The organism is Nonomuraea roseoviolacea subsp. carminata (assembly GCF_024172185.1).
Lineage (GTDB): Bacteria > Actinomycetota > Actinomycetes > Streptosporangiales > Streptosporangiaceae > Nonomuraea > Nonomuraea roseoviolacea.
In genome coordinates this window covers 4,218,604-4,236,881 of the sequence record NZ_JAMZEC010000001.1, presented here as the reverse complement: position 1 = coordinate 4,236,881, position 18,278 = coordinate 4,218,604, and the positions used below count along the sequence as shown (strand labels likewise).

The 18,278-nt window shown below is 72.7% G+C and carries 19 protein-coding genes; 8 read left to right on the top strand and 11 right to left on the bottom strand.

The genetic code is table 11. The features are described 5' to 3' along the window. Positions 1 to 4: 4 nt before the first annotated feature. A complete protein-coding gene (locus tag HD595_RS19820) occupies positions 5 to 1,615 on the bottom strand; it encodes a peroxidase family protein (RefSeq protein WP_253771135.1) in 1,611 nt (536 codons plus the stop codon). Then, the gene (locus HD595_RS19815; RefSeq protein ID WP_253771133.1) at positions 1,612 to 2,919 is read right to left on the bottom strand and encodes a cytochrome P450; all 1,308 of its coding nucleotides are present in this window, start codon (positions 2,917 to 2,919) and stop codon (positions 1,612 to 1,614) included. The genes HD595_RS19820 and HD595_RS19815 overlap by 4 nt, the downstream gene beginning before the upstream one ends. Positions 2,920 to 3,117: 198 nt before the next feature. On the opposite strand from HD595_RS19815, the gene HD595_RS19810 reads away from it, so the two are divergent. From HD595_RS19810 to HD595_RS19800, 3 genes are all read left to right on the top strand, one after another. Further along, on the top strand, positions 3,118 to 4,098 hold the full coding sequence (locus HD595_RS19810; protein ID WP_253771131.1) for an acyl-CoA desaturase: 981 nt from the start codon (positions 3,118 to 3,120) through the stop codon (positions 4,096 to 4,098). Positions 4,099 to 4,160: 62 nt separating this feature from the next. After that, positions 4,161 to 5,363 (top strand): low temperature requirement protein A, encoded by a 1,203-nt coding sequence (locus tag HD595_RS19805; protein ID WP_253771129.1) that lies wholly within the window; start codon positions 4,161 to 4,163, stop codon positions 5,361 to 5,363. A gap of 103 nt (positions 5,364 to 5,466) precedes the next feature. Further along, a complete protein-coding gene (locus HD595_RS19800) occupies positions 5,467 to 5,865 on the top strand; it encodes a hypothetical protein (RefSeq protein ID WP_253771127.1) in 399 nt (132 codons plus the stop codon). A 9-nt stretch (positions 5,866 to 5,874) separates the two neighbouring features. On the opposite strand, the gene HD595_RS19795 is transcribed toward HD595_RS19800, so the two are convergent. Continuing rightward, on the bottom strand, positions 5,875 to 6,342 hold the full coding sequence (locus HD595_RS19795) for a hypothetical protein (RefSeq protein ID WP_253771125.1): 468 nt from the start codon (positions 6,340 to 6,342) through the stop codon (positions 5,875 to 5,877). Between the two features lie 127 nt (positions 6,343 to 6,469). Continuing rightward, positions 6,470 to 7,696: a serine hydrolase domain-containing protein gene (locus HD595_RS19790; protein ID WP_253771124.1), complete on the bottom strand. Its 1,227-nt coding sequence runs from the start codon at positions 7,694 to 7,696 to the stop codon at positions 6,470 to 6,472. Positions 7,697 to 7,842: 146 nt separating this feature from the next. On the opposite strand from HD595_RS19790, the gene HD595_RS19785 reads away from it, so the two are divergent. The 3 genes from HD595_RS19785 to HD595_RS19775 all read left to right on the top strand — a co-directional run bounded on the left by HD595_RS19785 (position 7,843) and on the right by HD595_RS19775 (position 11,832). Continuing rightward, positions 7,843 to 8,964 (top strand): sensor histidine kinase, encoded by a 1,122-nt coding sequence (locus HD595_RS19785; RefSeq protein WP_253771122.1) that lies wholly within the window; start codon positions 7,843 to 7,845, stop codon positions 8,962 to 8,964. Further along, entirely contained in the window at positions 8,952 to 9,596 is a 645-nt protein-coding gene (locus HD595_RS19780; protein ID WP_253771120.1) for a response regulator, read from the top strand. Before HD595_RS19785 ends, HD595_RS19780 begins: the two co-directional genes overlap by 13 nt. A 169-nt stretch (positions 9,597 to 9,765) precedes the next feature. After that, positions 9,766 to 11,832, top strand: a complete 2,067-nt coding sequence (locus HD595_RS19775; RefSeq protein ID WP_253771118.1) for a cellulose binding domain-containing protein — start codon at positions 9,766 to 9,768, stop codon at positions 11,830 to 11,832. Positions 11,833 to 11,887: 55 nt separating this feature from the next. On the opposite strand, the gene HD595_RS19770 is transcribed toward HD595_RS19775, so the two are convergent. Then, the gene (locus HD595_RS19770; protein WP_253771116.1) at positions 11,888 to 12,904 is read right to left on the bottom strand and encodes an NADP-dependent oxidoreductase; all 1,017 of its coding nucleotides are present in this window, start codon (positions 12,902 to 12,904) and stop codon (positions 11,888 to 11,890) included. Between the two features lie 133 nt (positions 12,905 to 13,037). Here HD595_RS19770 and HD595_RS19765 point away from each other — a divergent pair, with 133 nt between their 5' ends. Next, on the top strand, positions 13,038 to 13,883 hold the full coding sequence (locus HD595_RS19765; protein WP_253771114.1) for an SCO6745 family protein: 846 nt from the start codon (positions 13,038 to 13,040) through the stop codon (positions 13,881 to 13,883). Positions 13,884 to 13,897: 14 nt separating this feature from the next. Here the strand turns inward: HD595_RS19765 and HD595_RS19760 are convergent, their stop codons facing one another. The 4 genes from HD595_RS19760 to HD595_RS19745 all read right to left on the bottom strand — a co-directional run bounded on the left by HD595_RS19760 (position 13,898) and on the right by HD595_RS19745 (position 15,324). Continuing rightward, entirely contained in the window at positions 13,898 to 14,203 is a 306-nt protein-coding gene (locus tag HD595_RS19760) for a hypothetical protein (RefSeq protein WP_253771112.1), read from the bottom strand. Positions 14,204 to 14,208: 5 nt separating this feature from the next. After that, entirely contained in the window at positions 14,209 to 14,700 is a 492-nt protein-coding gene (locus HD595_RS19755; RefSeq protein ID WP_253771110.1) for a GNAT family N-acetyltransferase, read from the bottom strand. An 85-nt stretch (positions 14,701 to 14,785) separates the two neighbouring features. Then, positions 14,786 to 15,013 carry a hypothetical protein gene (locus HD595_RS19750; RefSeq protein WP_253771108.1) on the bottom strand — a complete coding sequence of 76 codons (228 nt, stop codon included), beginning with the start codon at positions 15,011 to 15,013 and terminating at the stop codon, positions 14,786 to 14,788. A gap of 11 nt (positions 15,014 to 15,024) precedes the next feature. Next, positions 15,025 to 15,324 (bottom strand): hypothetical protein, encoded by a 300-nt coding sequence (locus HD595_RS19745; RefSeq protein WP_253771106.1) that lies wholly within the window; start codon positions 15,322 to 15,324, stop codon positions 15,025 to 15,027. A 384-nt stretch (positions 15,325 to 15,708) separates the two neighbouring features. On the opposite strand from HD595_RS19745, the gene HD595_RS19740 reads away from it, so the two are divergent. Continuing rightward, positions 15,709 to 16,881 carry an SEL1-like repeat protein gene (locus HD595_RS19740; protein ID WP_253771104.1) on the top strand — a complete coding sequence of 391 codons (1,173 nt, stop codon included), beginning with the start codon at positions 15,709 to 15,711 and terminating at the stop codon, positions 16,879 to 16,881. A 47-nt stretch (positions 16,882 to 16,928) separates the two neighbouring features. On the opposite strand, the gene HD595_RS19735 is transcribed toward HD595_RS19740, so the two are convergent. Both HD595_RS19735 and HD595_RS19730 read right to left on the bottom strand, forming a co-directional pair. Next, positions 16,929 to 17,294, bottom strand: coding sequence for a hypothetical protein (locus HD595_RS19735; protein ID WP_253771102.1), 366 nt, complete (start codon positions 17,292 to 17,294; stop codon positions 16,929 to 16,931). Positions 17,295 to 17,379: 85 nt separating this feature from the next. Continuing rightward, positions 17,380 to 18,228 carry a hypothetical protein gene (locus HD595_RS19730; protein WP_253771100.1) on the bottom strand — a complete coding sequence of 283 codons (849 nt, stop codon included), beginning with the start codon at positions 18,226 to 18,228 and terminating at the stop codon, positions 17,380 to 17,382. Positions 18,229 to 18,278: the final 50 nt, after the last annotated feature.

Below are 18,278 nucleotides of genomic sequence, written 5' to 3'. Positions count from 1 at the left end.
GCGGTCATCGGGGCGCGCCGTGGGTCGTGCCGGCGCGGGAGAAGGGGGCGGCGGCGCGGGTCATGCTGACGAAGCGCGGACGCGGGTCCTCGGGGACGTTGCGGCGCACCACGTCCGACAGCGTCCGCGTGGACGCGATGATCCGCATGCCGGTCGGCGAGAAGGTGGCGGCGTTGAACACCCTCGGCGCCAGCAGCGGGTTGGTCAGCGCCTGGGAGAACGCGTCGATGGCGATGATCTTCGTGAGGAGCGGCGGCAGGATGGCGTCGGGAGATCCCGGCTCCTCGGCGAACAGCCCCACGTACAGGTCGAGGTCGTCCACGTCGCGATACAGCTCCCGCAGCGCCCCGCTGACCCGCCGGTCGCCGGAGACGTGCTCGAAGCGGCGCACCCGGGGGAACCGGCAGTGCTCGCGGTAGCTGTTGTACGGCGCCAGGGCGAGGGTCCGGGAGTCGGCGATGCTGGCCGCGTCCACCTCACGCAGCAGCGGGTCGGTGTTGAACAGCCCGATCCGGCCGGCGCGCTGGCGGGAGGCGTCCTCGAAGAGACGCCCGAGGCCCGGTTCGGGGATCAGCGCGCCGCCCAGGAGCGTGTCGGCCATCGGCAGCTCGCGCTCGCCCACCGCCAGCCGCGAGGGGATCAGCCCGTGCCAGCGGTAGACGAGGTTGAACTCGACCGACGCCCAGTTCTCGCGGTGCCAGGGCGCGCGGGCCAGCAGCGTCGTCAGCCGCGGGTCGAGGGTGAAGCGGAAGTGGTAGGGGGTGATGTGGTTGATGTACTCCTCGACGACCAGCTTGATGAGCAGCACGATGAGGATGTTGCGGGCGGTCTGGAACAGCCGCTCGTCGTCCCAGCGCGGATGGGCCTCGGCCAGCCGCCGGGCCACCCTGTTGTGCTCGCGCAGGAACAGCACCGTGAGCATGGTGAAGCCGATCTGGATGTTGCCCCGGTCGCTGCCGGTCGCGAACAGCGTGTCGCGCTGGGCGTCGGTGAGCTCGTCGAAGCGGATCACGCGCAGCGGCGCGAACTCGGGCTTGATCTTGCCGTTCTCGCACAGGTGGGGCGGGAACTCGCCGCCGTTGACGAGCTGGCTCTTGAGCAGCCCGCCGTCGAACGCGCGCAGCGCAGCCGTCGCGTCGGGGTGCAGGCCGTAGAGCTGGTTGAGGTCGATGTGGTGGTTGGAGCTGTTCTTGCGCGGGTCGCGCGGGACGTTGACGTCGCCGCGCAGGAAGCCGTCGGTGAACCACTGGGCGAAGTAGGCGAACAGCACCGTGGAGCGCGGGCACGGGATCATGGCGTCGCCGCGGGTGAACAGCTCGGCGGCCCGCTCGGGGGTGGGCCGGCCGTCGCCGGGCGCGGTGTGCGGGGGCAGGTGCCGGCCGCTGTAGGTGCGGTCGGTGAGCGACGCCCAGGACGTGTAGCCGGCCATCGTGCTCAGCGGCTCGGGCCGTGGGGGCATCTCGCGGACCGCGTGGTCGATCAGCGCGGCGTTGAGGCGGCGCCGGAGCGGCGGTACGGACTGCACGAGGTCCCAGAACGGCCGGCCGTTGGTGAGCGCCAGGAACCTGAGCCGGTTGGCGGCCCCGTCGACCGCGATGCCGCGCGCGCCCGTCATGCCCGCTCCCCCTCGCCGCCGAGCCCGAGGACGAACCGGTCGGGGAAGATCCCGTGCGAGCGGACGACCTGCCCTTCCGGCGGCGGGAGCAGGCGTACGCCGGGGCGCAGCAGCAGGCGGCGGACGACCTCGCAGATGACGACCCTGGCGGGATGGACGCCGAGGCACGCGTGGTGGCCGTGGCCGAAGAACAGGTGGTGGTGGGCGGGCCGGTCGAGGCGGAACGCGTCGGGCTCGGCCACCACGTCGGCGTCGAACATGGCCGAGGCCGGCGCGGCGAGCACGAACGTCCCGGCGGGGATCAGCGTGGCGCGCGGGGTGCCGGCGGCGAGCACGTGGTCGTGCTCGCACAGCCGGGGAAGCAGCTTGAAGAACGGGTTGAACCGCAGCGCCTCCCAGACGTAGGCGTCGAAGCGGGCGGGATCGGGTCCGGCGGCCGCCTCGACGGCCCGCGCCAGCACCTCGGGTCGCAGCAGGAGCTGCTCGACCGCCTCGGTCATGGCGCCGGGCGCGCTCTCCACGAAGCCGAGCGGCAGGCCGGCCATGTTGACCACGATGCGCTCGTCGTCCACGCCGATGCCGGCGGGCAGGACGGTGTCCGCGAGCCGGGCGAACACGTGGTCGGGCGGCCGCTCCCCGGCTCGCCGGGCGGCCCGGAGCTCGGCGAGCCGGTCGCGCAGGTACGCCGTCATGTCGGCGCCCGCCTGCGCCGACGCGGCCTGGAGGTCGGGGTCGCCCGCGAAGTTGGCGAATCCGTCGGTGACGATCGCCCGCGTCCACCGCGACAGGGTCTGCGGGTCGGGGCCGGGGAAACCGAAGTAGGTCGCGCAGACCTCCAGCGCGACGTGGCGGAACAGCGCGTGGACGGCCTCGACGCGGCCGTGCGGCCAGGCGGCGTCGAGCGCCTCGTCGGCGACGCGCCCGGCCAGCTCGCGCACCCGCTCCGTGTCGCGCTGGTCGAGCATGACCTGCATGAGGCCCCGGTCGCGCCAGTTCATCGCGGTGGCGTCGCGGCCCAGCATGAACGGGCCGCCCAGCGCGGCGTCGAGGCGCGGGCCGAAGGCGCGTACCGAGAAGACCGACTCGTGGGAGAGCACCTCGGCGACGTCGGCGAAGCGGGTCACCACCGTGAAGGCGGGTGTGACGAAGACGGGACGCCGCTCGCGCAGCTCGGCGAACAGGTCGCGCCAGTCGGTGCGCATCCACTCCCGCACGAGGCCGAACGCGGACATCGGGTCGCGGGCCAGCGCCTCGTCGTATCGGTCGAGAAAGCCGCCCGTGGTCGTCTGACCGGCAGCGCCCATGCCAGTGGCCCCTTCCGTCTGAAGCCGGAGCGAACAGAGATCATCACGTTGTGTAGCCACAATCTAGACAGGGACGCGGCGCGGGCTCAGGGCTACGGTGCGCAGTGTTTTGCTTCCTCACAGTGACGATGTCGTCACTTCCCGGCCATTGCCAGGCTCGGGGGACGCGACCTTTGAATGAGAAGCCGCATCCCCTTCATGATCACGGGAGGTAGCGTGACCTCGTCGGCCATCCCCCAGCCGGGCACGGGTACGGGCACGGCGGAGACGGTGACGGTCACCACCGGCCGCCGCACCGTCTACCTGGTCGTCCTCGTCGTGCTCCCCGTGCTGCTGCTGGCGCTCGCCGTGCCGGCCGCGTGGGGGTGGGGCGTCGGGCCGCGCGACCTCGTCATCGCGGTCGTGATGTACCTGGTCAGCATCTTCGGGATCGCCATCGGCTACCACCGGCTGTTCACCCACCGGGCCTTCCGGTGCCGCCGGCCGCTGCGCGTCGCGCTCATGCTGGCGGGCGGCATGGCGGTCGAGGGCCCGGTCACGCTGTGGACGGCCGAGCACCGGCGGCACCACAAGTACGCCGACCGCGAGGGCGACCCGCACTCCCCGTGGCGCTACGGCGACGACGGCTGGGCCCTGCTGCGCGGCATGGCGCACGCCCACGTCGGCTGGTTCTACACCGCGCGCCGCCGCTCCAGCCCCCGGCACTGGGTGCCCGACCTGCTGGCCGACCCGGACGTGCGCCGGTTCGACGCCGCCTATCCGGCCGTGGCCGCGCTGTCGTTCGCGCTGCCGGCCCTCGTGGGCGGGCTGTGGTCGTGGTCGTGGACGGGCGCGTGGACGGCGTTCTTCTGGGGCGGGCTGGTCCGTTACGCCGTGGTCCACCACGTCACGTGGTCGGTGAACTCCGTGGCCCACACCTTCGGCGAGCGCCCGTTCCGCACCCGCGACCGCTCGTCGAACGTGTGGTGGGTGGCGCTGCTGACACTCGGCGAGGGCTGGCACAACTGGCACCACGTGGAGCCGACCTGCGCCCGGCACGGGGTGCTCCGGGGGCAGGTCGATCCGAGCGCCCGGCTGATCCGCTGGTTCGAGCGGACCGGCTGGGCGTACGGGGTGCACTGGCCCGACCCCGCCCGGCTGCGGGCCCGCCTCGCGGAGCGCGACGCCTCATCCGGCTGACGCGCCCGCCGGCCCAGGGGGCCGTGTGCCCGTGACGGTGGCGGCGAAATATCGTCGGAGACGTGTCATCACCCATGCGACCACCCGGCACGAGGCTGCGCGTCCCCATGAGCGCGCGGGCGGTCGACGAGCCGCACCGTGTCTCCAGCCAGCTTGAGCTGCTGTTCGACCTCACGTTCGTGGTGGCGGTCGCGGCGGCCACGGCCCAGCTCGCGCACGACGTCGCCGCGGGTCACGCGACGGCCGGGCTCGTCCTGTTCCTCCAGGTGTTCTTCGCGATCTGGTGGGCGTGGATGAACTTCACCTGGTTCGCCTCGTCGTACGACACCGACGACATCGCCTACCGGCTGCTGACCATGCTGCAGATGGGCGGCGTGCTGGTCCTCGCCGCCGGTGTGCCGGCCGCGGCGGCCTCGGCCGACTACCGCGTCGTCACGATCGGTTACCTCATCATGCGGGTCGCGCTGGTCGCGCAGTGGGTGCGGGCCGGCGTGGAGGATCCGGCGGGCCGGCGTACCGCGCTGCGTTACGCGACCGGCATCACGGCCGTGCAGGTGGGCTGGGTGATCCGCCTGGTGCTCGCGGAGTCGGACGCGCTGCCGCCGGCCGCCCGGGTGCCGTCCTTCGTCGCCCTGGCCGCTCTGGAGCTCATGGTGCCGTGGTGGGCGGAGCGGAGCCGGTCCACCGCCTGGCATCCGCACCACATCGCCGAGCGCTACGGGCTGTTCACGATCATCCTGCTCGGCGAGAGCGTGCTGGCCGTGACGCGGGGGGTCACGGCGGCGCTGGAGTTCACCGCGGTCGGCGGCACCCTCGTGGTGATCGCGGTCTCGGGGCTGGTCCTGCTGTTCGCCCTGTGGTGGCTGTACTTCCTGGCGCCGGCGGGCGAAGGGCTCAGCGACCGCCGCGATCGGTCGTTCCGGTGGGGATACGGTCATTACGGCGTGTTCGCGGCTCTCGCGGCTCTGGGCGCCGGCCTGGAGGTCGCGGTCGAGCAGACCGGGCACCACGTCGCGGCGTCGCCCCTGGTGATCTGTTACGCCGTGGCGATCCCGGTCGGCGTGTTCCTCGTCCTGCTGTGGCTGGTCCACGCGGCGATCGCGGACCGGCCGGTCGTGCGTCCCGCCGTGCTGCTGGGCGGGGTCGCCGTCGTCCTGCTGCTGCCGCTCGCGGTGGCGGCGATCGGCGTGGCCGGGGTGGTGGCGGCGATCGCGGGCGTCTGCGTCCTGCTGATCGCCGCCGCCGTCGCGTCGGGATCCCGGTAGATCTCCCGTCCGGGCGTATGGTGGACATACGGTCGGCGAACGCGAAGGAGTCCTCATCAGCGAACACGCCGCGTCATCCCCGGCACGGCCGGTGCGCCGCCGCGTGACCGAGTGGGCCATCCTCGCCGGTCGCGCCCAGTCGCAGGCGGAGGTCGACCGCTGGACCTGTCCCCACGGCCGGCACGCCGGGCAGGGCTGTGTGACGTGCTACCAGGCCTGCGCCGACGCCGACGCGTCGTTGCCGCTTTGGGAGGTGGCGGCGTGGTTCACCTCGGCCCGGCCGATCCCGATCAGGGCGCTGCACGACGTGCACCGCCACGGCCAGCACTTCGCGCTCGACCAGCCGTCCACTCCGCTGATCTTCCTCCTGACCGGGCAGGTGCGGGCGGCCCAGGGGGTGGAGGCCGTGGCGGGCCTGGTCGGGTTCCTGGTGCAGAACCGGCACATCGTGGACGAGTTCACCGTGACGGAGGTCCGCGCCGTCCACTCCCTGACGGGCTGACCCGGCGTCCTACTTCGACAGGTAGAGGACCTTCCAGGTGCCCGCGTACAGGCAGGTGTCGGAGGGCTTGGTGGCGCTCCTGGGCTGCGCGCAGACCTTCAGCTCGACCTGGTAGACGTCGTGGTGGCTGAAGGAGAACCGCTTCGGGGTGCCGTACGAGCAGTCGCGGAAGCTGTGGTGCATGAACGGCAGGTTGTTCGAGGAGTCCCGGTACGTGACGCGGAAGACGGCCCAGCCGCAGGTCGCGGTGGACCGGGTGTTGTCCTGGACCGTTCCGGCGATCCTGACGACGTCGGCGGCCGGGATGTCGGCGTGGTCCTCGCCCGAGGCGGTGAGGCTTCCGGCGGCCTTCGCCGCGTGGCCCGGGGCGTAGTACGGGCCCCAGGAAGTGGCCGCGGCCGCCTGCGCGGCGGGGGTGAAGGCGACGAGGGCGACGGCGAGACCGGACAGGGCGATCAGGGGGCGGGCGATCGACATCGGAGAGTTCCTCTCTCGTGGCTGACCTCTCGTGACTGACCGCAATGTCCGTCATACCGCTTTCAACCGGCTTGCGAGGTGACGGCAGGTTCGGCCACCGCGCCTGCGGAGGAGTTGAAGGGGGAGGTCAGCGGCTCGGCGACGTCGCCTTCGCGGGGTGCCCGGCGCACAGCGCGTCGTCGATCAGCTTGCTCATCGCCTTTTCCACGCGCAGGACGTCGTCCGCGGAAGGAGCGGACACGCCCGACAACGAGACGGTGACCCCGCGCCGGCCGTCGGCGGTGACGCCGGCGGCGCCGACCCAGCCGGAGTCGCCGCCTTCATGGCCCCAGTAGGTGCCGCCGCACGACAGCGGGCGGGAGAAGAGCCCCAGGCCGTCACGCGCGCCCGGCATGAACGGCTCGAACTCCTTGCCGACCGGGATGGTCCGCTTCATCTGCGCCAGTTGCGCCGGGGGCAGGAGCCGGCCGCCGAGCAGGGCGCGGAAGAACCGGTTGACGTCGGCGGTGGTGGAGACGAGCCCGGCCTCTCCGTTCGTGCCGGGGCCGACCTGTTCGGTGACGTCCACGCGGGGTTCGCCGGGCTTGAACTGCTGGTACGTCCTGGCGTGCGGCCGGGGCAGCGTGGGTGAGGCGCCGGGCCGGAAGGTGTGGCGGAGACCGAGCGGCCGGACGATCCGGTCCCGCACCTCCTGATGCCAGGGGTTTCCGGTCACCCGCTCGATGATCATGCCGAGCAGGACGTAGCCGGTGTTGGAGTACCTCCACCGCGTTCCGGGCCGGAAGTCCGGGCGGTGACGCATCGCCCTGGCGACGGTCTGCTCGGGGGTGAAGGTGTCGTACCGGTGCCGGCGGAAGTCCTTCGCCGAGGTGAAGTCGGGGTAGTCGTCGTGGATGCCGCTGGTGTGCTGGAGCAGGTGGCGGATGGTGATCGCGCGGCCGTCGTCGCCGTTCGCGGACACCACGCCGGGCAGCCAGCGCTCGACCGGGTCGTCCAGCGAGAGCCGGCCGTCGGCGGCGAGCCGCAGGACCACGGTGGCCACGAACGCCTTGGTGACGCTGGCGATCCGGAAGTAGCCGTTCGAGGGGACCGGCCGCCGGGTCTTCACGTCGGCGACGCCGCTGGTGGCGGTCAGGTCCCGGCCGTCAGAGGTGGTCAGGCGGGCCTGGACGCCCGTGACGCCGAGCGCGGTGATCGCGGCGGCGTCGCGCCGGAGCCTGGACCGGTCGTCGGGCCGGTCGGCGGCGCTCGCGCCGGGCAGGCCGGCGGAGAGGGTGGCGGCCACGACGGCGGCCAGGGTCAGGTTCCGCCGGATGGATCGGCCGCGCCGTCGCGGCGAATGAGTCCTCGTCATGGGTCTCGACGCTAGGTCCGGCGGGGGGAACCGGACGATACAGCCCACTAGCGAGAAAAGGGGGTAGCGGGCTGTAGTGCCCGGCCCGGTGGCCATGGCTCAGACTTGTGCGGATGAACCACCATGGGGCCGGCAGGTTTCGGGCGATGTGGCGGGGTCTGGGCTATCTGCTGGGAAGCCTGACCACCGCCGTGGTCGCCCTGTTCGCGCTGCCCGTGCTCGTGTTTCCGGCGATGGCTCGCGCCTGGGCGTCGTGGCATCGTCACCGTGCCGACCGGTTGCTCCTGTCTCCGCCCTCTGGTCCCGTCCGTGTCGGCACGTGGCGTGTCCTCGGGTGGCTCGGTGCGTTCATCGGGACGAGTCTGGCGTTCGGGATCGTCGTGGTGGTGTGCGCGGGCAACGCGGTGACCACGGCCGTCACGGTGCCCTTGTGGTGGGCGCTCCCGCCCGGCACCCGCGCGGGCGGCTTCGCCGCCGGTGTCCCCCTGACCGGATGGGGAACGGCGTTGACCCTGGGGACCGCGCAGTTCGCCGCCTTCGCGGCTCTGACGTACTGGCTGGTCCCGCTGCTGGCGCGCCTGCACGCCCGGATCTGCGTCGCGTCGCTGTCCCCCTCGGCGGCGGACCGGTTGGCGCGGCGGGTGGAGACGCTGACCGAGACGCGGGCCGACGCGATGAAGGCGCACGGCGCGGAGCTGCGCCGGATCGAACGTGACCTGCACGACGGCACCCAGGCCCGGCTGGTGGCCATCGCGATGCGGCTGGGCGTGGCCCGCGAGTCGCTCGGCGAGGACCCGCAGTTGGTCGGCAGGCTCCTGCGGGAGGCGCACGAGAACACCGAGGAGGCCATGGCGGAGCTTCGCGGGGTGATCCGGACGATCTACCCGCCGATCCTCGCCGACCGCGGACTCGCCGGGGCGCTGACCGCCCTGGGCTCCCGATCGGCGATCGACACCGCCCTCGACATCGGCGACCTCGGCACGATCCCCGCCGCGGTCGAGGCCGTGGCCTACTTCACGATCGCCGAGGCGCTCACCAACGCCGCCAAGCACAGCCGGGCGACCCGGGCCACCGTCCGCGCCGCACGCGCCGGCGACCGGCTGTCGATCGAGGTCACCGACGACGGGATCGGCGGCGCCGACGCCACGCTGGGCACCGGCCTCGCCGGGATCCGCCACCGCGTCCTGGCGCTCGACGGCGTCTTGAGTGTCCACAGCCCTGCCGGTGGCCCGACCACGATCACTGTGAGCCTGCCGTGCGAGTCGTGATCGCCGAGGACAACGTCCTGCTGTCCAGCGGGCTGGAGCTCCTGTTGACCGCCAGGGGCTTCGACGTCGCCGCGATCACCGAGGACGCCGCCGGCTTCGTCACCGCCGTCGCCGAGCACCGCCCCGACGTCACCATCGTCGACGTCCGGCTACCGCCGACCTTCCGCGACGAGGGCATCCACGCCGCCCTCCAGGTCCGCCGCCGGCATCCCGGCCTGCCCGTGCTCGTCCTCTCCCAGTACGTCGAGCAGCAGTACGCGGGCGAGCTGATCTCCGACGGGCGCGGCGGCGTCGGTTACCTCCTCAAGGACCGGGTGAGCCGGGTGAGCGAGTTCGTCGACGCGCTGCGGCGGGTCGCCGGCGGCGGCACCGTCATGGACCCCGAGGTGATCGCGCAGCTCCTCACCCGTCGCGCCCACGACCCGATCGCCGGCCTCACTCCGCGCGAACGCCAGGTGCTCGCCCTGATGGCCGAGGGCGCGGACAACACCACGATCGCGGCCCGGCTCGTCATCACCGAGAACGCCGTCCACAAGCACATCGGCGGCATCTTCACCAAGCTCGCCCTCTCACCCGAGGACAGCGGCCACCGCCGCGTCCTCGCCGTCCTGACCTACCTCAGCAGCCAGTGAGGACGCGCCCTCGCGCGGGGTGAAACTTTCACGCCGGGACCCGCGGTCTCCGGCGTCCACCGGCGTCTTCTCGGCACCCGCCGGGCCCCGGTCGCGGTGATCCTTTACAGGCGGCCGGGGCGAACCCAGCATGAGGCCACCTCGATCACCGCGCGTCGATTGGACCCCCATGCGGACTCACCGACTCCGCGCCGCCACGGCCTCGGCGGCGCTCCTGGGCGCACTCGTCCTCGCCGGGCCGGACCCGTCCGCCGCGAGCACGGCCGGGGCGCCGGTGCAGGTCACCGTGAACGCCAACGCGGGCCTCGCGACCATGCCCGACACCGGGCTCGGGATCAACGACGCGATCTGGGACAAGGAGCTGGGCACCACCGCGGTGTCCGACCTGCTGAAGAACGCGGGCGTGCGGATGGTCAGGTATCCGGGCGGCTCCTACGGCGACATCTACCACTGGAAGACCCACACCGCGCCGGGCGGCTACGTCGCCCCGGGCACCGACTTCGACACGTTCATGGCCGCCGTCCAGCGCACCGGGGCCCAACCCATGATCATCGCCAACTACGGCACCGGCACGCCGGAGGAGGCGGCCGACTGGGTGCGGTACGCCAACGTCACCAAGAAGTACGGGGCCACGTACTGGACGGTCGGCAACGAGAACTACGGCAACGGCCACTACGGCTCGGAATGGGAGGCCGACAACCATCCGGACAAGAGCCCCCAGGCGTACGCCGACGGCGTGGTCGCGTTCGCCGACGCGATGAAGGCCGTCGACCCCACGATCAAGGTCGGCGCGGTGCTCACCATGCCGGGCAACTGGCCGGACGGGATCGTGGCCGGCGGCGATCCCGCCACGTGGAACCGGACCGTGCTGACCGTCGCCGGATCGAAGATCGACTTCGTGGACCTGCACTGGTACCCGGGCGGGAGCACCGCCGCCGAGTCGCTGGCCAAGCCGGAGCAGATCACGGACGCGGTGTACCTGGCCCGGGAGCAGATCGCCCGGTACGCGCCGGCGGACGCCGGCCGCATCGGCATCAGCCTGACCGAGACGAACGTGGGCGTCGGCCCGGACACCCAGCCCGGCGCGCTGTTCCTCGCCGACGCCTACAGCGGGCTGCTGGAGAGCGGCGTCTTCACGGTCCAGTGGTGGAACGTGCACAACGGCATCGGCACGGTCTCGACGGTGGCGGGCCGGACCGACTACGGCGACTTCGGCCTGCTGTCCAGCGGCACCTGCCTGGCCGACGGCACGACCTGCGAGCCGCCGCTGAACACGCCGTTCGCGCCGTACCACGGCCTGGCCATGATGAACGCCTTCGCCCGGCCCGGCGACCGGTTCGTCCGGGCCGGCACCGACGACCCGCTGGTCACCGCGCACGCCGTCCGCCGCCCCGACGGCGACCTGGCCGTGCTGCTGGTCAACAAGGACCCGGACGCGGCCCGCACGGTCGGCATCGCGTACACCGGCTACACCCCGGCCGCCGCCGCGCCGACCGTCCACACCTACGTCAACGGCGGCACCGGCCTCACCACCGCGCAGTCCGGCACGGCGACGAGCCGGACGCTGCCGCCGTACTCGCTGACCACGCTCGTGCTGCACCCGGCGAGCCAGGTCACCGGGACGCCCGGCGCGCCCGGCTCACCCACGGTGTCCGCCGTCACCGACCGCACGGCCACCCTCACCTGGACGGCCGCCGCGGCGGGCGGGCACCCCGTCGCCAAGTACGAGCTGCACCGGCAGAACGGCGCGACCGACGAGCAGCTCGGCGAGACCACCGGCACGTCGTTCACCGTCGCGAACCTCATCCCGGGCACCCGCTACACGGTCAACGTGCTGGCCCGCGACACGGCGGGCAAGCTCGGCCCGCCCTCGCCGCCGCTCACGTTCACCACCGGCAGCCCGGCCACGAGCACGTGCACGGTGAGGTTCACCGACAACAACGACTGGGGCAACGGCTACGTCGCGGGCGTGGACATCACCAACGACGGCCCGGACGCGATCGACGGCTGGACGCTGACGTTCGACTGGCCGACGGCGTGGCAGCGGATGAACGGCGGCTGGAACGCCACCTGGGACCAGAACGGCCGCACGGTCAAGGCCACCAGCCTGGACTCCAACGGCCGGCTCGCGGCGCGCGGGGGGAGCGTGAGCGCGGGCTTCGTCGCCGGGTACACGGGCCCGAACATCCTGCCGCCGGTCTTCACCCTGAACGGCACGGTCTGTCACACGTCCTGACCGACCGGCTGCTGACCGCCCGGCTTTTGAACGCCCGGCTTTTGACCGCCCGACCTCAATCCGCGGAGGTGAGGCGGATGAGCATCTTGCCGGTGTTCGCGCCGCGCAGGAGGCCGAGGAAGGCGTCCACGGCGTTGTCGAGGCCGTCCACGACGGTCTCCTGGCTGCGCAGGGTTCCCTCGCGGAGCCAGGTGGCGGCGAGCCGGGCGTACTCGGCGGCCAGGTGCTGGTGGTCGCTGACGATGAAGCCGCGCAGCGTCAGCCGCTTGCCGACGGCCAGGAAGAGGTTGGTGGGGCCGGGGACGGGCTCGGTGGCGTTGTACTGGGAGATCGCGCCGCAGAGCGCGACCCGCCCGAAGGTGTTGAGCGCGCCGAGGGCCGCCTGCAGGTGGTCGCCGCCGACGTTGTCGAAGTAGACGTCGATGCCGTCGGGGGCGACTGCCGCGAGCTGGCCGCCCAGGTCTCCGGCGCGGTAGTCGACGGCGGCGTCGTAGCCGAACTCCTCCACCAGGCGGCGGGTCTTCTCCGGGCCGCCGGCGGAGCCGATGACCTTGGAGGCGCCCAGGTGGCGGGCCACCCGCCCCGCGACGATGCCGACGGCTCCGGCCGCGCCCGAGACGAACACGACGTCGCCCTCCGTGACCGGCGCGACCTCCTTGAGCCCGGCGTAGGCGGTGAGCCCGGTCATGCCGAGCGCGCTGAGATAGGTGCGGGCCGGCGCGATGTCGGTGTCCACGACCCGGGCGTGGGAGGCGTCGAGGAGCGCGTGGTCGCGCCAGCCGCGGGAGTGCAGCACGGTCGCGCCGACCGGCACACCGGGGGCGTTGGAGGCGATGACGGTGCCGACCGCGCCGCCGTCCATGGCCGCGCCGAGCCGGAACGGCGGGACGTAGGACTTGGTGTCGTTCATCCGGCCGCGCATGTAGGGGTCGACGGACAGCCAGTCGTTGCGTACGAGGATCTGCCCCTCTTCCGGGTCGGGCAGCGTCGACTCGACAAGCTCGAAGTCGCCCGGCTTCGGCTCGCCGACGGGACGGGCGATCAGATGGACCGCACGGCTGGTCACCGGCATGGCGCACCTCCATATTTCCGATTTATAGCTTTATGTCCAGTTTGTCGGTTGGCCTGGAGGATCATTGACGCGGCCTCAAGTACCGAACTAGATTCTACATACTGACTGGTCGGTCCAACCGGAGGCGGAGCGCATGAAGGCTGCACGGCAGGCGTGGCGGCGGCTGGAGCCCGTCCACGGCATGATCTATTTCGCCCCCGAGGCGACGCGCCGGTACGCCGCGCTGGGGCTCAAGGGCCGGGCCGGGTACTTCGCCTCCCGCGGCGCCGCGCTGGGGCGCGCCTCGGCCGAACAGGTCATCGCGACGTTCTACAACTTCTGCCCCGACCTCGTACGCCGGGCGCTTCCCGCCGCCTGGGACGTCGTCACCCCCGAGGACATGCTGACCGCCCGCTCCGACGCCGCCGCCGAGGCACTCCGCCGGGCGGGCCTCCACGAGCTTCCCCACCTGGACGAGACCGTCGCGCTCGCGAGCCGGGCGGCCCTCGCGGCGTGCGAGCACCTGCAGGGCCGCCCGCTGTTCGCCGCCCACGCCGCCCTGCCGTGGCCGGAGGAGCCGATCCGGCGGTTGTGGCACGCCCAGACCCTGCTGCGCGAGTTCCGCGGGGACGGCCACATCGCGGCGCTGCTCACCGAGGGCGTCGGCGGCCTGGAGGCCCTGGTGCTGCACGGGGCCGCCGGCGAGGTGCCCTCCGCCGTCCTGCGGGTCAGCCGCGCCTGGCCGGACGAGGAGTGGGCCGCCGCCGTGGACCGGCTGCGCGAGCGCGGCCTGCTCGGCGCGGACGAGACGCTCAGCGCCGAGGGCGCGGCCCTGCGCCGGCACATCGAGGACCGCACCGACGCTCTGGCCCTGCCCGCGTACGGCGCCCTGGGCGAGGACGGCTGCGAGCGGCTGGCCGAGCTGGCCCGCCCCTTCGGCCGCGCGGTGGTCGACGCCGGTCTGCTCGACGTGGGCGCGCTCCGAAAGGCTGTCGACTAGGTCGGAGGACCAGGTCAGGGGGCGCGTTTCGGCGGGTGCGTCGAGACCAGGAAGAGGATCGGGGCGGCCGCGATGCAGGCGAACCCCAGCCCGGACAGCACCATGACCAGAGTGGAGTCGCTCACGGCCGGCACGCTGAGCGCGATGACGCCGAAGACCCCCGCCAGAAGGTGCCCCCAGACGCGGGGCCGGATGCGACCGACCGGCCGGCGGCTGAGCAGGGGCGGCGTCCGTCCGGTGAGCGACGTGTAGATGGCGGCCGCGATGTGGACGAGCGTGAAGACGCCGATGATCACCCGCATCACCGTCGCGAAATCCATCGGCGTCAGCCCTCCGTCTCTGCCGGGAAAGCCTGCCGGACGGGCGGACGAAGATCAAGCGGATGCGTGAGCAGGCGGCGGCCCTCGTCGCGGAAGCCGCGCCGGCCGTAGTAGGCGAGCAGGTGGCTCACGTCGTGGCCGTTGGGCGCGACGACGATCTCGACCGCCGTGCATCCTCGTGCGGCGGCCCAGCGGAGGCTGTCCTCGATGAGCCGCTCCGCCTCGCCCCGCCGGCGCGCGTCCGGGACGACGTACAGGTCCTCCAGCTCGGCGAGCGGGCCCGACTCCAGCCCGAACGAGGTCGTGGTGATCGCGAACGCGACGGCGCGGCCCTCCTCCTCGCTCACCGCCACCCGGGCGGCGGGCGAGGCGACGAGGTGGGCGAGGTTGGCACGCAGGTCCTCGCGCGAGGTGGTGAAGCCGTCCTCGGCGTAGAAGTCGACGGCCATGGCGAGCAGGGCGGGCAGATCGCCGGGGAGCGCGGCGCGGATCGGCATGCGGGCCATGATGACCGCCCCGCCACCCTCCGGGCCAGCGGATTTCCGCCCGCCGGCTCGTGGCGGGGCGGTCGGAGCGGGCCGGTCAGGCGGCCGGCGGGGTGTCCGTTCCCGGCGTACGGGGATGCAGGTGGCGGGCGACGCCCGCGACGCACGCCGTGATCGCCGCCAGCAGGCCCATCGCGCCCTCGACGCCGATGCCGGCGCGCAGGAGCAGGACCGCCGCCCCCGAGACGACGACCACGACGATGATCACAGCGGCCCGCGAGCCGGGCGCGGGCAGCGCCGGGAGGTGACAGTGCGAAATGCCCATCGGAGATCCTTTCAACAGGTGGGTCGGCGTCGCCCGGGAGGCGGCGGGTCGCCGGACGCGGTCCGCTCGTCCGCCCAGAACTCGATCAGCTCCTCGGGGGTCAGCCGGTCGGCGGGGCGGCCGGGCGGTGTGCGGCCCGTGGCCAGCGCCCACGTCGTCACCAGGAGGATGAGGAGCTGGTCGTCGTCGTGGGCCCACGGCCCCGGGGGACGACCCGGCCGCCGGTCGCCGGTGACGCGCAGGAAGGTGTGCGGAGCGGCGGCGGCGCACGGCATGAGCTTCTCCATCGTCGGCGGTCGGGACGCGGTCAACACTGCCGAGGCGACGGGCTCGGGTGCCACCGATGCAAACGCCTCCGGACAACTCCGGAGCAGATAGCGCTATATCCGGATAAGCGTGCCGATGCAGCGCCGCGTGTCATCCGATGTCGTCCAGAGTCGTCCAGAAGCGTTCAGAGCCGTTCAGAGCTGTTCAGAGTCGTCCGGAGTCGTCCGGAATAGTTCGCCTATATACGGATGCGTCCGACTGCGCGTGCGGCGGGACGGCGGGCGCGGGGAGTCTGAGGCGGTGCGGTCGCCGGTTGATCTCGGACGACAGGAAATATCGGATCTCGCCGTGCTTGTGCGCCCACTGGTGCCAGGATGACTTGTGTTATTCACCGTTTATCAAAGATCACTCATTTTCCGGCTGGGACGATGGCTGAACTACTTCACGACGGGGCCCCGCACCCCTTCGTCATGCGGCTCAGGGAATTGCACGCGCTGGCCGGATCCCCGGCGCTGTCCGAGCTGTGCCGGCTGTCACGCTCCAACAAGGCGTGTATGGAGCTGAGGAAGAGCACCGTCTCCGACGTCCTGACCGGCAAACGCAAGCGGGTGCCGAAGTGGACGTTCGTCCACTCTTTCGTCACGACCTGCGCCACGGCGGCCGGGCAGGGCGGGCTGGACGTGGGCGGCATGGGCGACATCCAGGCGTGGTACGCGTGCTGGCGGGCCGCGCACGACGCCGCCGCGCTCACCCCTGTCCCCGCCCTGAGCGGGGCCACGGCGCTGGCCGTCGCGCCGCCCGCCGCCGTCCTCGCGCCACCACCCCAGCCGCCCGCCGTTCTCGCGCCGCCGTCCCAGCCGGTCCCCGGCCACCTGCCGCGGCCCGTCGCCGAGCTCGCGCCGGTGGTCGGTGCCGAGCCTGCGCCGGTGGTCGGCGCCGACCCCGCGGCCCCGGCTTCCGGCGTGCTGCCGTGGCGGCCCCGCAGGCCCGTCCCCGGCGACCCGGCCGAACCACCCGTCTTGCGCGGAGTACCCGATGAGGGAGCGGAGGAGCCCGCGGAGCCGGTGTCCGAGAAGGAACGGGAGCTGCTGCGGATCTACGGCAGGACCGGGCTGCGCCTGCTGCGCGAGAGCGACCCCGCCGACGGCCGGGACTGCATGCGACTGGCCGTGGTCACGCTGCTGAGGAACCACCCGGACGTGGCGCGCGACTGGCTGCGCCGGGCCGGGGACGCGGGCCGGCACGAGGCCACCGAGCTGTTCAACCATCCCCGGCCGGAGGAGCGCGCCGCCGGGCACGCCTATCTTCACGGCATCGGCTACCAGGAGGCCGAGCCTCCCCGGCTCAGTTACGCGATGTTCTTCTTCCTGCTGGCGGCGTCGCGGGGGCACGCCGGGGCGGCGTTCCGGCTGGCCAAGGCGCACCGCGCCAACCGGGAGGACTGGACGGCCGAGAAGTGGCTGCGGCGCGCCGCCGAGGGAGGCGATCCGCTCGCGGCCTCCGTACTGGACGGCGCCCGTACGGCCGTGGGCGGGACCGACCCGGCTCTCCTCGCGGACCTGCTCGACCGGATGCCCGTGCCGGAGGCCCCGCCGGCGTAGGCCGGGTGGGCGCGAGCACCGGAGCCCGCCCCTCGGGGGCCTCGGGGTCAGCGGGGTGGGGAGGTCGGGCGGCGGCCCAGGGCGCGTTCGACGGCGATGCGGGTGAGCCATCCGAGCCCCGCCGTGAACAGGGGCGGCCACGAGACCTGCCCCACGGTGTAGCCCACGAGGATCGCGAGCGGTATCCACACCCTGTGGACGGCCCCGTACAGCGGGCCCGGCGGACGGACCCCCGCGAACCTGGCCAGGTCGGGCAGCGCCAGGAACACCAGCATGGCCAGCGTGGTCGGCAGCCCGTACTTCTGGCTCTCGAAGATCGCGAAGGCGGCCAGGAACAGCGCGAGCGCTCCCCAGGCGATCCGGCGCGCCCATTCGGCGGCGCCGGGAGGAGCCGCCGGGCTCTCGGTGGTCACGGAGGCAGCGTAGTGATTCATCCGATTTCCAGTGATACCGGATGGCGAGCGCGGGGAAGAGGTCCGCGCTCGCCACGATCTCAGGTCACGACCCCAGCGTGTCGCTCCACCCGGTCTCGTACCTCGTGACGGACGTCTTGGCCTTGAACGGCTTGCCGTCGCGGCTGGTGTCGACCGACGTCTCGACCACCGCCATGGCCCCGGTGTCCACCACGATCCCGAACCTGGCCTCGTAGCCCGCGGCGTCGTAGCCGTACGTCAGCTTGACCGCGTTCCCGGCCTGCTTGGCGGACTTCACCCCCGCCAGGCCCGACAGCGCCTGGTACGCGGCGACGCGGACCGGCCTGGGCGCCGGCAGCCGGTAGAGCAGGCTGGTGTACGCGCCCTTCACCCAGTCGTCGAAGTTCTGGGGCAGCACGGGGTCCTCTCCCACGGCGGACGCCTCGACGAGCCAGCCCCGCAGCCCCTCGGGCGTCGTCGGCAGGCTCTGGATCTCCTGGAACGACAGCTTCCGTTCGCCGATCAGCCAGTCGTTGCCCCTCATCGGCTTGACCGGGGTCTGGTGCGGGTTCGCGGTGAGCTTCACCAGCATGCCCTCGGTGCGGTACGTCCACTTCTGTGGCGAGCCGTCCCGCTTCCACGCGGCCAGGTCGGCGGCGCTCTTCGGCCGCGCCTGGTCGCTGGTGGACCACCACATACGGCCGTCGTGATCGGCCCAGTGCTCGGAGACCCGCTCCGTCACGACCCAGTACTTCTCCTTGGTCCCCACCTGGCGGGGATGCGTCGCGGTGTAGACGCTCCTGACGTGCCAGTACGTGCCCTGCGGCGCCGCCGAGACCGCGGCCGAGGCCGGAGGCGCCGTGGCGGCGAGGACGGGGCTCGCCGTGGCCGCCAGGGCGAGCGCGGCGACGGTGATCACGAGGGGTTTGCGCATATCAGGTTCCTCAGTTCTCGTCAGTTCTCGTCAGTTCTCGTCAGTTCTCG

Bases quoted from the DNA above. Each gene is read 5' to 3' on its own strand.
- HD595_RS19815 (WP_253771133.1), bottom strand. From the start codon at position 2,919: ATGGGCGCTGCCGGTCAGACGACCACGGGCGGCTTTCTCGACCGATAC.
- HD595_RS19755 (WP_253771110.1), bottom strand. From the start codon at position 14,700: ATGCCGATCCGCGCCGCGCTCCCCGGCGATCTGCCCGCCCTGCTCGCC.
- HD595_RS19730 (WP_253771100.1), bottom strand. From the start codon at position 18,228: ATGCGCAAACCCCTCGTGATCACCGTCGCCGCGCTCGCCCTGGCGGCC.
- HD595_RS19770 (WP_253771116.1), bottom strand. From the start codon at position 12,904: ATGCCGGTGACCAGCCGTGCGGTCCATCTGATCGCCCGTCCCGTCGGC.
- HD595_RS19750 (WP_253771108.1), bottom strand. From the start codon at position 15,013: ATGGGCATTTCGCACTGTCACCTCCCGGCGCTGCCCGCGCCCGGCTCG.
- HD595_RS19760 (WP_253771112.1), bottom strand. From the start codon at position 14,203: ATGGATTTCGCGACGGTGATGCGGGTGATCATCGGCGTCTTCACGCTC.
- HD595_RS19790 (WP_253771124.1), bottom strand. From the start codon at position 7,696: ATGACGAGGACTCATTCGCCGCGACGGCGCGGCCGATCCATCCGGCGG.
- HD595_RS19740 (WP_253771104.1), top strand. From the start codon at position 15,709: ATGGCTGAACTACTTCACGACGGGGCCCCGCACCCCTTCGTCATGCGG.
- HD595_RS19795 (WP_253771125.1), bottom strand. From the start codon at position 6,342: ATGTCGATCGCCCGCCCCCTGATCGCCCTGTCCGGTCTCGCCGTCGCC.
- HD595_RS19765 (WP_253771114.1), top strand. From the start codon at position 13,038: ATGAAGGCTGCACGGCAGGCGTGGCGGCGGCTGGAGCCCGTCCACGGC.
- HD595_RS19810 (WP_253771131.1), top strand. From the start codon at position 3,118: ATGATCACGGGAGGTAGCGTGACCTCGTCGGCCATCCCCCAGCCGGGC.
- HD595_RS19785 (WP_253771122.1), top strand. From the start codon at position 7,843: ATGTGGCGGGGTCTGGGCTATCTGCTGGGAAGCCTGACCACCGCCGTG.
- HD595_RS19820 (WP_253771135.1), bottom strand. From the start codon at position 1,615: ATGACGGGCGCGCGCGGCATCGCGGTCGACGGGGCCGCCAACCGGCTC.
- HD595_RS19775 (WP_253771118.1), top strand. From the start codon at position 9,766: ATGCGGACTCACCGACTCCGCGCCGCCACGGCCTCGGCGGCGCTCCTG.